The sequence below is a fragment of the Salmonella sp. A1325 genome (assembly GCF_056991255.1).
In genome coordinates this window covers 75,743-90,218 of record NZ_JAMLWO010000013.1, presented here as the reverse complement: position 1 = coordinate 90,218, position 14,476 = coordinate 75,743, and the positions used below count along the sequence as shown (strand labels likewise).

Sequence of the window (14,476 nt, the reverse complement as noted above, 5' to 3'; positions counted from 1 at the left end):
GTGCCGTTGTTCCGTGTCAGTGGTGGCGCATTATAGGGAGTTATTTCTGCCTGACAAGAGGAAATTTAAAATAATTTTCTGAGTGCGCACTTTTTATTCTTTGCGTTTATTTTGCCGACGATTTGTTGGTTAAATGGGCTATTTCACGGGCAAAGTGCGTAACCTGCTCCCAGTCGGTGTACACCACCTCTTTACTGGTATCCGTTTCGCCGCCCGACATCTTCATAATAAGCTTGATCATCAGACGGTCATACCAGCGATAGCGGGGATAGCGAAGCGCGCCTGCAATGACGGCACAGTAGTCAGGTCGCCACGGAGAGCTCATTAAAAACTTACGCGCGTAGCTGTTAGTCTGCGGCGTCCGTTTTTCAGCTTTACGCGCCACCAGGTTAACGGAATAAAAGGCACTCGGCATTCCGTTCAACCGCGTGGCGTATTTCTTAACGAACTCCTGAAAGGCGCTGTGGTAATGGCCATAACGAATAGACGCGCCAATCACTACGCGATCATAGCTATCCCAGTCCGGCTCTTCTGCGCGATGCAGATTAACGACATCGGCCCAGATCCCCATCTCTTTGAGTTCAGAAGCCAGATAAGAGGCAATTTCGCGCGTTTGTCCGTCCCGGGTAGAGAAAAGAATCAATGTTTTCACGTGTTACTCCATTATTCACGCCAGAAAGTCGGGGTAAAAAGTACCAGCAAAGTGAATACTTCCAGACGACCAAATAGCATGTTGGCGATGAGTATCCATTTCGCAACCGGATTCATACTGGCGAAGTTATCAGCAACCACCCCCAGCCCCGGTCCCAGGTTATTAAGCGTAGCCACTACCGAGGCGAAAGCCGAGAAATCATCTACGCCTGTAGCGATAATAGCCAGCATACTGACGATAAATACCAGCGCGTAGGCAGAAAAGAATCCCCAGACGGCTTCCAGAATACGTTCTGGCAGCGCCCGGTTCCCCAGCTTAATACTGTAAACGGCATTCGGATGCACCAGACGTTTGAGTTCGCGGTTCCCCTGTTTAAACAACAACAGAATACGGATGACCTTTAACCCCCCGCCCGTTGACCCGGCGCAACCGCCAATAAACGCGGAACATAGCAGCAAGACGGGCAAAAACAGCGGCCAGCGCGCAATGCTGTCCGTGGTAAACCCTGCCGTTGTCGCCATAGACACGACCTGGAAGAATGCCTGATTTAGCGTTGTCAGCGCCGAGTCGTAAATATTATGGAACCACAGTACCAGCGTGCAGATCACCACCAGCGTCAACTGTACGCCGATGAACATGCGGAATTCCGGATCGCGCCAGTATACTTTCAGGCTACGCCCGCTTAATAAAGAGAAATGCAGGCCATAGTTACAACCGGAGATCAGCAGGAAAATAGCGATGATGGTATTAATAGTGGGACTATCAAAATAGCCTACGCTGGCGTCATGCGTTGAGAAGCCGCCGATAGCGATAGTGGAGAAGCTGTGTCCGATAGCGTCAAACGCGGGCATCCCTGCAAACCATAGCGCCAGCGCGCAGGCTACCGTTAGCAAAACATAGATAAGCCACAGCGTTTTCGCCGTCTCGGCAATACGCGGGCGCATTTTGTTATCTTTGAGCGGCCCCGGCATTTCTGCCCGATAGAGCTGCATCCCCCCGACGCCGAGGATAGGGAGAATCGCCACCGCCAGCACAATGATCCCCATACCCCCAAACCATTGCAGCATCTGACGATAAAAGAGAATGGCGTGCGGTAATGAATCCAGCCCCACCAGCGTAGTGGCGCCCGTGGTGGTTAACCCGGAAAACGATTCAAAAAAAGCATCGGTAATGGTGAGGTTTGGGCTTTCCGAGAAAATAAACGGCAGCGCACCCACGCTGCCCAGCACGGTCCAGAACAGCACCACGATAAGAAATCCTTCGCGGGATTTCAGCTCGCCCTTTTCCCTACGGTTTGGCCACCACAGTATGGAACCGATCGCCAGCGCGACAAAAAAGGTCTGCGTGAACGCTCTTCCTGCGCCATCACGATATATTAGCGCTACCAGTCCCGGGAGAATCATTGTCCCCGAAAATAAGATAACCAGTAGTCCAACGATTCGGGTAATGGCGCGAAAATGCATCTCTGCCGCTTCCTTTATTCTTAAAAATGAGGTGGGGATTATTCTTCAATCGCTAACAATTGCAATGAACCACGGCTAAAATCCGCCAGTTTTGTGGAAAATGCATTCACATGAGCAAAAGGAAGCGCCACCCTGAGCCGAACAGACGCCTGATAATCGCTGGAAACGATCTTCCCGGCAAACTGTCCTAATAATGCTTCGATTCCGGCCAACTGACCGTACTCACACTGCAAAGTATATTCGGTTAATGGCGTCTTGCGTTGTGTGGCAAGCTGACGTAATGCCTGATTCACACCGCCGCCATAGGCTTTTACCAGCCCGCCCGTACCCAGCAGAATACCACCATAGTAGCGCACGACGACGGCAGTAATTTCTCCGACGCCGCTGCCCATCAATTGCGCAAGCATCGGCTTGCCTGCCGTTCCCGCCGGTTCGCCGTCGTCTGAAAAGCCCAGTTGCTGTGAGTCGTCCGGCGCACCCGCCACCCACGCCACACAATGGTGGCGCGCATCAGGGTGCTCAGCTCTGACTGACTCAACAAACGCTTTCGCCGCGTCTACGCCATCGGTATGCGCCAATAGCGTAATAAAGCGGCTTTTTTTGATCTCTTCAACAACGGTGACCGGTGCTGCAGGGATTAACCAACTGTCCATTACGCCAGTTTTAAATCCCGCGTCATGTTTTCCACGCCGTTTTCGTGGATGACCACGTTATCTTCAATGCGAATACCGCCGAAAGGCTTGAGCGCTTCAATTTTCTGCCAGTTGAAGTGCTTGCTGAACGGGCCTTCGCGCCACGGCGCTAACAGCGATTCGATGAAGTAAATCCCCGGTTCGATGGTCAACACCATTCGCGGCTGTAACACACGCGTGCAGCGCAGATACGGGTATTTGGACGGCGCGGCGAGATGCGTACCGGAATCATCCTGCATAAACCCGGCCACATCGTGTACCTGCAGACCCAACGGATGACCAATACCGTGCGGCATAAACGGCCCGGTGAGATCATTTTCCACCATCGCCTCTTCACTCATGTCGGTAATGATTTGATGCTTACGCAGCAGCTTCGCGATGCGCTGATGGAACTGAATATGATAATCCACATAGCTAACGCCCGCCTTCATGGTAGCGATCAGCGCCAACTGTTCGTCGTTAACATCTTTCACCAGGTGGGCGTAGTCGTTATCGCTTTTCGCCGACCAGGTTCGCGTCAGATCCGCCGCGTAGCCGTTGTATTCCGCGCCCGCATCCAGCAGGAAACTGCGCATTTCAGACGGTGCCTGATGATCCAGTTTCGTGTAATGCAGCACGGCGGCATGTTCGTTCAGCGCCACAATGTTGCTGTACGGAACATCAGTATCGCGATGTCCCGTGGCGGTCAGGTACGCCAGGTTGATGTCAAACTCGCTCATGCCGGAACGGAAGGCCTCTTCCGCCGCCCGATGACCGCTCACCGCCATTTTCTGCGCTTCGCGCATACAGGCCAGTTCATAATCCGTTTTATAGGCGCGGTAGTAATGCAGATAGTCGATAACACCTTTCGGGTTGATGTTGCTGGCAGCGATATCCAATTGTAGCGCGCGCTCAGGAACCGGGCCGATATAGCCGATATTGCCACGCGCGGCAGGCAGTTGGCTGCCGATGCCATCCGCTTTCGGTAAGGCGACGACCTCGACTTCTTCTGTCCAGAAGGACGTTGGCAGCGGTTCAACGTTATGCCAGTAATCGACCGGCAGATAAAACCACAATTTGGGTTTGTTGACGCCATCGACCAGCAGCCAGCAATTTGGAACCTGAGTTACCGGCACCCACGCTTTAAACTGTGGATTGACCTTAAACGGATAAGGGTGATCGTCGAGAAAGACGTTGAATAGCTCGCCGGAGTGAATAAGTAACGCATCCAGCTTAAAGCGCGCCAGAACATCGCGCGTCCGTTCTTGTAAGGTAACGATATGATTTTTATAGAGCGCGGCCAGTGATTCCATTTTTTACCCTTCTGTTTTTTTGACCTCAAGTTCCCGCATCTTAGCACATCGCCCCACGAGAGCGTGATCTCTGCCGAGCGTGATCACATCGGCATTTCTTTAATCATTTATTTGCATTTTATTAACACAAAATACACACTTCGCTTCATCTGGTACGACCAGATCACCTTGTGGATTCAGGAGACTGACATGCTTTATAAAGGCGACACCCTGTACCTCGACTGGCTGGAAGATGGCATCGCCGAACTGGTGTTCGATGCTCCAGGCTCGGTCAATAAACTCGACACCGCAACCGTCGCCAGCCTCGGCCAGGCGCTTGAGGTGCTGGAAAAGCAACACGATTTAAAAGGGCTGCTGCTGCGCTCGAATAAAGCGGCCTTTATTGTCGGCGCGGACATCACCGAATTTCTTTCACTGTTCCTCGTCCCCGAAGAGCAGTTAAGCCAATGGCTGCATTTCGCTAATAGCGTCTTTAACCGTCTGGAAGATTTACCCGTACCGACCCTTGCCGCCGTAAACGGCTATGCGCTGGGCGGCGGGTGCGAATGCGTGCTGGCCACCGATTACCGTCTGGCGACGCCAGACCTCCGTATTGGCCTGCCGGAAACTAAACTGGGCATCATGCCGGGCTTTGGCGGCTCGGTGCGAATGCCGCGTATGCTGGGCGCGGACAGCGCGCTGGAGATCATTGCCGCCGGGAAAGATATCGGCGCCGAACAGGCGCTGAAAATCGGTCTGGTCGATGGCGTGGTGAAACAAGAGAAGCTGATCGACGGCGCAATAGCCGTATTACGCCAGGCCATTACCGGCGATCTCGACTGGAGAGCTAAACGCCAGCCGAAACTGGAACCGTTGAAACTCAGTAAGATTGAAGCAGCGATGAGCTTTACCATCGCTAAAGGCATGGTCGCACAAACGGCGGGTAAACATTATCCGGCGCCGATGACCGCAGTGAAAACCATTGAAGCCGCCGCGCGTTTTGGTCGTGAAGAAGCGCTGAATCTGGAAAATAAAAGCTTTGTTCCGCTGGCGCATACCAATGAGGCTCGTGCGCTGGTCGGTATCTTCCTCAACGATCAATATGTAAAAGGTAAAGCCAAAAAGCTGACCAAAGATATTGAGACGCCGAAACAGGCAGCCGTACTGGGCGCGGGCATTATGGGCGGCGGTATCGCTTACCAGTCGGCCTGGAAAGGCGTACCGGTCATCATGAAAGATATCAACGATAAATCGTTGAACCTCGGCATGACCGAAGCGGCCAAGCTGCTGAACAAACAGCTGGAGCGCGGCAAGATCGACGGTCTGAAGCTGGCGGGCGTCATTTCGACCATCCACCCGACTCTCGATTATGCCGGTTTCGATCGCGTAGATGTTGTTGTCGAAGCGGTGGTCGAAAATCCGAAAGTCAAAAAAGCGGTACTGGCGGAAACCGAGCAGAAAGTGCGCCCGGAAACCGTGCTGGCCTCAAATACCTCTACCATCCCGATTGGCGAACTGGCAAGCGCCCTGGAACGTCCGGAAAACTTTTGCGGAATGCACTTCTTCAACCCGGTACACCGGATGCCGCTGGTTGAAATCATCCGCGGTGAGAAGAGTTCAGACGAAACCATTGCCAAAGTCGTCGCCTGGGCAAGCAAAATGGGCAAGACGCCGATTGTAGTCAACGACTGCCCCGGCTTCTTTGTTAACCGCGTGCTGTTCCCCTATTTCGCCGGTTTCAGTCAACTGCTGCGCGACGGCGCGGATTTCCGCAAAGTCGATAAAGTGATGGAAAAACAGTTCGGCTGGCCGATGGGCCCGGCCTATCTGCTGGATGTTGTCGGCATTGATACCGCGCATCACGCGCAGGCGGTAATGGCGGCAGGCTTCCCGCAACGGATGCAGAAAGAGTATCGCGACGCGATCGACGCATTGTTTGACGCCAGCCGTTTTGGGCAAAAAAACGGTCTGGGCTTCTGGCGCTATAAAGAAGACAACAAGGGTAAGCCGAAGAAAGAAGAAGATGCCGCGGTGGATGACCTGCTGGCAAGCGTCAGCCAGCCGAAACGCGACTTCAGCGACGACGAGATAATCGCCCGTATGATGATCCCGATGATTAACGAAGTGGTTCGCTGTCTGGAAGAAGGCATTATCGCAAGCCCGGCGGAAGCCGATATGGCGCTGGTCTACGGCCTGGGCTTCCCTCCGTTCCACGGCGGCGCATTCCGCTGGCTGGATACACAGGGCAGCGCGAAATATCTTGATATGGCGCAGCAGTATCAACACCTCGGCCCGCTGTATGAAGTGCCGGAAGGGCTGCGTAATAAAGCGCGCCATAACGAACCGTATTATCCCCCGGTTGAACCAGCCCGTCCGGTTGGTTCTCTGAAAACGGCTTAAGGAGTCACAATGGAACAGGTTGTCATTGTCGATGCTATTCGCACCCCGATGGGCCGTTCGAAGGGCGGCGCGTTTCGCAACGTGCGGGCAGAAGATCTCTCCGCCCACTTAATGCGTAGCCTGCTGGCGCGTAATCCGTCGCTTACAGCGGCGACTCTCGATGATATTTACTGGGGCTGCGTACAACAAACGCTGGAGCAAGGCTTCAACATTGCCCGTAACGCCGCGCTGCTGGCAGAAATTCCCCATTCGGTACCGGCGGTCACCGTCAACCGTCTGTGTGGTTCCTCGATGCAGGCGTTACACGATGCAGCGCGAATGATCATGACCGGCGATGCGCAGGTTTGTCTGGTTGGCGGCGTGGAGCATATGGGGCACGTGCCGATGAGTCACGGTGTGGATTTTCACCCGGGTCTGAGTCGCAACGTCGCCAAAGCGGCAGGGATGATGGGGCTAACGGCGGAAATGCTCTCCCGCCTGCACGGCATTAGCCGGGAAATGCAGGACCAGTTCGCCGCGCGTTCTCACGCTCGCGCCTGGGCCGCCACCCAGTCTGGCGCATTCAAAACGGAGATTATCCCGACTGGCGGTCATGATGCAGACGGCGTGTTGAAGCAGTTTAACTACGATGAAGTGATCCGCCCGGAAACCACGGTCGAAGCGCTATCAACGCTGCGTCCGGCATTTGATCCGGTTAGTGGCACGGTCACGGCGGGCACCTCATCCGCGCTTTCCGATGGCGCAGCCGCCATGCTGGTAATGAGCGAAAGTCGTGCCCGTGAGCTAGGTCTGAAACCTCGCGCCCGTATTCGTTCAATGGCAGTGGTTGGTTGTGATCCGTCAATTATGGGTTACGGGCCGGTTCCGGCGTCAAAACTGGCGTTGAAAAAAGCGGGACTGTCGGCCAGCGATATCGATGTGTTTGAGATGAACGAAGCGTTTGCCGCACAGATCCTGCCATGCATTAAGGATCTGGGATTGATAGAGCAGATAGACGAGAAGATCAACCTCAACGGCGGCGCGATCGCGCTTGGTCATCCGCTCGGCTGCTCCGGAGCACGTATCAGCACCACGCTTATCAACCTGATGGAGCGCAAAGACGCGCAGTTTGGTCTGGCGACGATGTGTATTGGTCTGGGTCAGGGCATCGCCACGGTGTTTGAGCGGGTTTAATCAAAGATAATATCCCCTAAATAACTCGCATTGCAGCGCAGCGGCAACTGAGCGAATCCCCGGGAACATAGATAACTATGTGCCCGGGGTGAGCAAAGGCAGCCAACAAAGAGGCTGCGCGAATTATGACGGGAAACAGTTTAGTTGCCGTTTTTCCCGCCCGTCAGGGGCGGGTTTTTTCACCGTATGGCCCGCTCTACTCAGTAAGCGCTTTGGTCAGGCTAAATGGCATAGCCTGATATCCACGCGCACCATGTATTTGCATTTCGACCACAGGCTCTTTTTCTCCCCATTTGAACTCTTCCAGATACGGATTAGGCAAGCTGGTAAATGCGCCTACCGACAAATCAAACGCACCACCTGCTGTTGCGGAATACACGAACACAGAATTCTTGTCAGTCTGGTACTCGGTGATAGAGGTTACCGGGCTAAACCACTCGTTCCCGCGCTCTTTACCGTATTGCCAGATCTGTTGGACTGTCTTGTTTTTCTGGTCGATTTTGTAAATCACGGAGCGGCTGTATTTCATACTCTGCATAGCAGGCTGTTCTAAGCCGCGGCCATCGCCATTGTCGAAAGCGGAAAGATATAAGATATCGCCTTTACTCTTACTATCAATTTTAAAGGCCGTATGTTGCGTCCATGTCCAGTCGAAGTCACCTTCGCAGCCACTGTCCTGGCAGGCAATTTTTTGGCCTTTGCTATCCACTGGCGTCAGAATTGCGGCATTAAATGGCGCTTTCCAGCCAGCAGGCGTACCCAGTATCCACTTCACTTTCTTATCGCGGCCGATTTTGATAATCGCACTCTGGTGGCGGGAGCTGATGATGATGGAATCATCTTCACTGTCATAGTCGACGCTGTTGACATGCACCCAGTTGCGGCCAGCCCCACTACCCACGATATCCCCGAATTTGTCGGAGGAGTCCAGCGCCGCCAGATCTTCTTCGCTCAACGTATGGCCGGACTGGCTGGCGTCGATATTCAGGCACACAGCGCCCTGATCGAGGGTTTTCATTATCACATCACGATAAGGATCGAGGATATCAAACAGACGCCATTCATCCACTACCACGCCGTTCTGATCAACTTCGGCAATCACATCACGCACGGTACGAACATTTTTTCCATCAGGACGTTTATAGTTAGAGCTGGCTACACGCAGGAAGTAGTGACCGTTGGCCGCGTTATCCATTGAGTGTGAAAAATCGTTATAATTATCCGGCAGGCGGCGGTTAAAGATTTCACGCCCCATGATATCGTATTTCACATAACGCTGACCGTAGCCCCACGATAATGCGCCATCCTGGTTTTGTTTAAAGCCCATCATAACGCCAGCACGATAAATTGACTTTAAATCATAAATTGAACTTGGATTCATAAACCAACGAATATCACCGGAGGTGTCGATAATAGCGTTAGCTGTAGTGAAGTTCCATTCTAATGCACCACCAGTAGGGTTGTTCCAGACAGTACGCGTTCCATTTCCAGACTTATCTTTCGTATTATTCAAAAGATACAAGCGATCTTTAAATTCTGGCGAAACCTTTTTAACATCGATAGTAAAGAGTGCTGATTGTTCTTCTTTTGTACCCGCTGATTCAATATAGGCAGGCGGTGCATACATTTTATAGCTTTCTTTGATATTTTCGGTTTTACTACCCTGGATTCTTGTATATTCAACTTCAACGGTATTGACATAATCTGGGTAAAGACCAAAGACGGGAATACCGCCATACGTTAAAAGGTATTTATTATTAACTTTATACGCGATCTCCTGGCCATTTTCTTTAGGTACAATCCGTACATGCACGTCACGTAACTGGTAACCGCCATTACGAATAACGGCGGTTAGCGGCGCGATATCATAGGGGTTCATAACAACTTCGCCAATTTTTCCCTGGACCTGATAGTCCACTTTAGCGCCGCTGGCGCCGCCGATGGCGAAAGCAGTAGAAGGTACTGATGACAAAATTGCAACAGATAATGCGAGAGAAGTTAAAGCATATTTAAATTTCATAACACTCTCCATCTTATAAATAAATAACTAACTTTCCATTTTATGTTTCTTTTATAAGAATAAATGAAGCATATATAATTAACTATTTTTATTGATAGCCTCAGGACATGATATTACTTAATTTATTACACGCAATACAAAGCCTGTAGATATTCAATATCATAAGGTTTTATAGTTGACGATTAATTAATATTTAAGAGGACTTTTAGGTAGGCTAACGTAAAAAGGGACGCTACTGCGCCCCATAAAATAGTTAAATAAATGCGAATGCATCGCCAAACAGACGATCTTCCCGCGCGTTACGCTCATGACAGAACAGATCGCGGGCGATTTTCGCCATCTCAAAACGCCCGGCAATATAAATATCGTGCCCCGCCAGCGTACCATAATCCTGCAATACCGCCGTAAGTACCGTTCCTGTACGCCCACGCCAGCCTTCTTCCGGCTGCTCGACAACAGGTTCAATACGCAAATTCGGATGGTTAACAGAGAGTGCTTCCAGCTCAGAGAGATCATAGAGGTGCTTTTCTTCGCGACCACCCCAGTAAATGGTAACATCGCGGTTCGGGTTGCGCGCTAACGCCGTCAACAGGATGGAGCGCACATAAGAAAAGCCCGTACCGCCCGCGATCAGAATCAACGGACGCTCTTCATCGTCACGTAGCCAGGCGTCGCCATGCGGAATATCGACGACGATTTCCCGGTCTTTCAGAATCCGATCCATGACCGCCATCGCATACAGATTGAGCTCGGAAGCGCCAATGTGTAATTCAATAAACCCTTTCTCGTCCGGCGTTGAGGCCATCGAAAACGGGCGTTTGTCACGCTCGTCCATTACGACCATCAAATACTGACCAGCGCGGAATGAAAACGCCGCGTCCGGCACTAAACGAACCCGATATACGGTATCGGTGATAGCTTCTACCGAGGTCACTTTACAGCTTAAGGTTGTCATGCGCTCCCTCTGTCGGGTGTCGGGTCAATACCGACATTTTTCAAGCCGAGTCGCCGCAGCCTGAAATGTCGATGTCCGCTTTCAGTTATTTAAAGATAGCCAGCTCATCCCAAATCGCATCAATACGCGCGGTAACTTCAGGATCTTTAACAATAGGACGACCCCACTCGCGTTGGGTTTCGCCCGGCCATTTGTTTGTGGCATCCAGCCCCATTTTTGAACCCAGCCCGGAGACCGGCGAGGCAAAATCCAGGTAGTCAATCGGCGTATTTTCAACCAGCACCGTATCCCGCGCAGGGTCCATACGGGTGGTAATCGCCCAGATCACATCATTCCAGTCGCGTGCGTTAACGTCATCATCGCAAACGATAACAAATTTCGTATACATAAACTGGCGCAAAAACGACCAGACGCCCATCATGACGCGTTTCGCATGACCAGCGTACTGCTTTTTCATCGTCACTACCGCCAGGCGGTAAGAACACCCTTCCGGCGGCAGATAAAAGTCGACGATTTCCGGAAACTGTTTTTGCAGAATAGGCACGAAGACTTCATTGAGCGCCACCCCTAATACCGCAGGCTCATCGGGCGGACGCCCGGTATAGGTGGAGTGATAGATGGCATCCTCACGCTGCGTAATATGCGTGACGGTAAAGACCGGAAAGCTATCCACTTCATTATAATAGCCCGTATGATCGCCATACGGTCCTTCCGGCGCCATCTCTCCCGGCTCAATGTAACCTTCAAGGATAATCTCGGCGCTGGCAGGCACTTCCAGATCGTTAGAAAGGCATTTAACCACTTCAGTTTTCGTGCCGCGCAGCAGGCCCGCAAAGGCATACTCCGACAGAGTGTCGGGAACAGGAGTCACGGCGCCAAGTATCGTCGCCGGATCGGCGCCCAATGCGACGGAGACCGGGAAACGTTCACCCGGACGCGCGGCTAACCACTCCTGAAAATCCAGCGCGCCGCCGCGGTGAGACAGCCAGCGCATAATCAGCTTATTTTTACCTATCAACTGCTGACGATAAATGCCCAGGTTTTGCCGTTCTTTGTGCGGGCCACGCGTTACCGTCAGTCCCCAGGTAATCAGCGGCGCGGCGTCGTCCGGCCAACAGGTCATGACTGGAAGACGCGTTAAATCGACATCATCGCCAGACGCGATTTTCTGCTGGCAAGGCGCGCCGCGTAACCGTTTCGTTGGCATATTCAGCACTTGCTTAAACTGCGGCAGCTTGTCAAACAGATCGCGAAAGCCTTTCGGCGGCTCAGGTTCTTTCAGAAACGCTAATAATTTACCCACTTCCCGTAATGCGGAAACATCATCCTGCCCCATGCCCATCGCCACGCGTTTTGGCGTGCCAAAAAGGTTGCACAGCACCGGCATGGCGTAACCTTTAGGATTTTCAAACAGCAACGCCGGTCCACCGGCACGCAGCGTGCGGTCAGCGATTTCCGTGATTTCCAGATGAGGATCCACAGGTAGCGTGATGCGTTTTAGTTCCCCCTGCTGCTCAAGTAGCGTCAGGAAGTCGCGTAAATCGTGATATTTCATGGCGTCCATTGTAGCCTCTTGGTAAGCGCATCATTATACGGCGTTCATCATCGGGATGCTGTATTTTTGTTAAATTAGCGTGAACTCTGGCAACCAACGCTAATCCAGATACGGCTTAAAGGATGAAGTGTATAATTAACTTCGCGCATGGCTTTTGCTATGCTTGCGCCCCGAACAAGCGGATAAGAGTCATTATGCAATCCTGGTATTTACTGTACTGCAAACGCGGGCAACTTCAGCGTGCTCAGGAACACCTCGAAAGACAAGCGGTAAGTTGCCTGACACCGATGATCACCCTGGAAAAAATGGTACGCGGAAAACGTACCTCCGTCAGCGAACCGCTCTTTCCTAATTATCTGTTCGTTGAATTTGATCCGGAAGTGATACATACCACTACAATCAACGCCACGCGCGGCGTCAGCCATTTTGTGCGCTTTGGCGCGCATCCTGCGATCGTGCCTTCCAGCGTTATTCATCAGCTTTCTATCTACAAGCCCGAAGGCGTTGTCGATCCTGAAACCCCCTATCCCGGCGATAGCGTCATCATCACGGAAGGCGCATTTGAAGGGCTGAAAGCGATTTTTACCGAACCGGATGGCGAAACGCGTTCGATGTTACTGCTTAATTTACTCAATAAAGAAGTGAAGCAGAGCGTAAAAAACACCGGTTTTCGCAAGATTTAGCGATCGTTCAGAATACAACCTCAAATAAGGTTCTGGCGTTGGCATCTGTCATCGCCGCTAACCATTGCGGATCTTCACCACGCCATAGCGCAATGCGCTCCAGGATGTGAGGCAGATACGCGGGCTCGTTGCGTCGTGACGTTGGTTTCGGCGTAAGATCGCGAGGCAACAGATACGGCGCGTCGGTTTCTATCAGTAGCTTTTCCGCTGGAATAAACGGTAAGAGTTCACGTAGCTCAAGTCCGCGTCGTTCGTCGCAAACCCACCCGGTAATACCGATATAGAGCCCTCTGTCCACACAGGCCTGCATTTGCTGGCGTGAACCGGTAAAGCAGTGCAGTATTGCACCAGGAAGACTATCCAGCCAGGGATCAAGCAATGCCAGAAATCGCTCATGCGCGTCCCGGCAGTGCATAAAGATTGGCATCTGCAATTCGGCGGCAATTTGTAGCTGCGCCTGAAAGGCACGCTCCTGCTCCTGCGGCGTGGAAAAATTGCGATTGAAATCCAGCCCGCACTCACCGATAGCGACGACTTCCGGCTGGTTCGCCAGCGCAATAATGGCGTCTTCAGACGCGGATGACCACTGACTGCTGTCATGGGGATGGACGCCAGCCGTCGACCAACAATGGGGGTAGCGCCGCGCCAATTTTAACGCCTGCTGACTTTCATGGATGTTCGTTCCGGTCAGTAGCATACCTTTTACTCCCGCCGCAAACGCACGGGCGACCACATCATCACGATCTTTTGCAAACTGGCTACTGGTTAAATTAACGCCAATATCAAACATGCTTGCCCCCATATGACAACCGCCCTGGCGGGCGGTTGTGTTTAGTCTTCAGTGTGCTCGGCCTTTTCGGTTTCGGCCTCGTTATCTTCGTCGCGCGTCCGTCGCTTACCGACATAAAAGCGTGAGCAGAAAACGCCAATTTCAAACAGGCAGTACATCGGTATCGCCAGCAACGTTTGCGAGAAAACATCTGGCGGCGTAAGCAGCATCCCCACAATGAATGCCCCGACCAGGATATAAGGCCGTTTTTTACGCAAATCTTCTGGCGTGGTGATGCCCATCCAGCACAGCAACACAATCGCCACCGGCACCTCAAAGGCTACGCCAAAGGCCATAAATAGCGCCATGACAAAGCTAAGATAGCTGGCGATATCTGTCGAAACCTGTACCCCTTCCGGCGCCGTATGCGTGAGAAAACCAAAGGCCAAAGGGAATACGACAAAATAGGCGAAGGCCATACCAATGTAGAAAAGCAGCGAGCTGGATACCAGCAGCGGTACGACCAGACGACGCTCATGCTTATACAGCGCCGGGGCGATAAAGGCCCAAACCTGGTACAAAATCACAGGCGCGGATAAGATCAAAGACACCATGAAGGTGAGTTTGATAGGCGTAAAAAACGGCGACGCCACATCCGTCGCAATCATTGTCGCCCCTTGCGGCATCTGTTTAATCAGCGGTGCGGCGACTAAATGATAAATATCATTGGCGAAATAAATTAACGCCAGAAAAATCAGAAGTACTGCGACGATGCAGTTTAGCAGGCGCTTACGCAACTCGATCAGATGCGTGATAAGCGGTTGAGTATCTTCTACAGCCATG

The 14,476-nt window shown here is 52.2% G+C and carries 12 protein-coding genes; 3 read left to right on the top strand and 9 right to left on the bottom strand.

Annotated features, from left to right (window positions below):
- Window positions 1-106: 106 nt before the first annotated feature.
- The 4 genes from hemG to pepQ are packed head-to-tail and all read right to left on the bottom strand — an operon-like array spanning window position 107 to window position 4,099.
- Window positions 107-652, bottom strand: a complete 546-nt coding sequence (hemG, locus tag NAZ64_RS20395; RefSeq protein ID WP_000853983.1) for a menaquinone-dependent protoporphyrinogen IX dehydrogenase — start codon at window positions 650-652, stop codon at window positions 107-109.
- Window positions 653-663: 11 nt separating this feature from the next.
- Complete coding sequence (trkH, locus tag NAZ64_RS20390; protein WP_000545688.1) at window positions 664-2,115, bottom strand: Trk system potassium transporter TrkH; 1,452 nt, start codon at window positions 2,113-2,115, stop codon at window positions 664-666.
- Between the two features lie 38 nt (window positions 2,116-2,153).
- Window positions 2,154-2,768, bottom strand: a complete 615-nt coding sequence (locus tag NAZ64_RS20385) for an IMPACT family protein (protein ID WP_000378897.1) — start codon at window positions 2,766-2,768, stop codon at window positions 2,154-2,156.
- The gene (gene pepQ / locus NAZ64_RS20380) at window positions 2,768-4,099 is read right to left on the bottom strand and encodes a Xaa-Pro dipeptidase (protein WP_000444529.1); all 1,332 of its coding nucleotides are present in this window, start codon (window positions 4,097-4,099) and stop codon (window positions 2,768-2,770) included. The genes NAZ64_RS20385 and pepQ overlap by 1 nt, the downstream gene beginning before the upstream one ends.
- A 189-nt stretch (window positions 4,100-4,288) precedes the next feature.
- On the opposite strand from pepQ, the gene fadB reads away from it, so the two are divergent.
- The gene (gene fadB, locus NAZ64_RS20375; protein WP_023212420.1) at window positions 4,289-6,478 is read left to right on the top strand and encodes a fatty acid oxidation complex subunit alpha FadB; all 2,190 of its coding nucleotides are present in this window, start codon (window positions 4,289-4,291) and stop codon (window positions 6,476-6,478) included.
- A 9-nt stretch (window positions 6,479-6,487) separates the two neighbouring features.
- A complete protein-coding gene (gene fadA, locus NAZ64_RS20370) occupies window positions 6,488-7,651 on the top strand; it encodes an acetyl-CoA C-acyltransferase FadA (protein WP_023205642.1) in 1,164 nt (387 codons plus the stop codon).
- A gap of 196 nt (window positions 7,652-7,847) precedes the next feature.
- On the opposite strand, the gene NAZ64_RS20365 is transcribed toward fadA, so the two are convergent.
- The 3 genes from NAZ64_RS20365 to ubiD all read right to left on the bottom strand — a co-directional run bounded on the left by NAZ64_RS20365 (window position 7,848) and on the right by ubiD (window position 12,190).
- Window positions 7,848-9,671, bottom strand: a complete 1,824-nt coding sequence (locus NAZ64_RS20365) for an aryl-sulfate sulfotransferase (RefSeq protein ID WP_109390797.1) — start codon at window positions 9,669-9,671, stop codon at window positions 7,848-7,850.
- A gap of 253 nt (window positions 9,672-9,924) precedes the next feature.
- On the bottom strand, window positions 9,925-10,626 hold the full coding sequence (fre, locus tag NAZ64_RS20360) for an NAD(P)H-flavin reductase (protein ID WP_000209832.1): 702 nt from the start codon (window positions 10,624-10,626) through the stop codon (window positions 9,925-9,927).
- 85 nt (window positions 10,627-10,711) lie between these two features.
- Window positions 10,712-12,190: a 4-hydroxy-3-polyprenylbenzoate decarboxylase gene (gene ubiD / locus NAZ64_RS20355; RefSeq protein ID WP_000339764.1), complete on the bottom strand. Its 1,479-nt coding sequence runs from the start codon at window positions 12,188-12,190 to the stop codon at window positions 10,712-10,714.
- 185 nt (window positions 12,191-12,375) lie between these two features.
- Between ubiD and rfaH the strand changes: the two genes are divergently transcribed.
- On the top strand, window positions 12,376-12,864 hold the full coding sequence (gene rfaH / locus NAZ64_RS20350) for a transcription/translation regulatory transformer protein RfaH (protein WP_001192410.1): 489 nt from the start codon (window positions 12,376-12,378) through the stop codon (window positions 12,862-12,864).
- A gap of 7 nt (window positions 12,865-12,871) precedes the next feature.
- On the opposite strand, the gene tatD is transcribed toward rfaH, so the two are convergent.
- Window positions 12,872-13,654: a 3'-5' ssDNA/RNA exonuclease TatD gene (gene tatD / locus NAZ64_RS20345; RefSeq protein WP_000459642.1), complete on the bottom strand. Its 783-nt coding sequence runs from the start codon at window positions 13,652-13,654 to the stop codon at window positions 12,872-12,874.
- Between the two features lie 41 nt (window positions 13,655-13,695).
- Window positions 13,696-14,475: a Sec-independent protein translocase subunit TatC gene (gene tatC / locus NAZ64_RS20340; RefSeq protein WP_000257554.1), complete on the bottom strand. Its 780-nt coding sequence runs from the start codon at window positions 14,473-14,475 to the stop codon at window positions 13,696-13,698.
- Between the last annotated feature and the right edge of the window lies 1 nt (window position 14,476).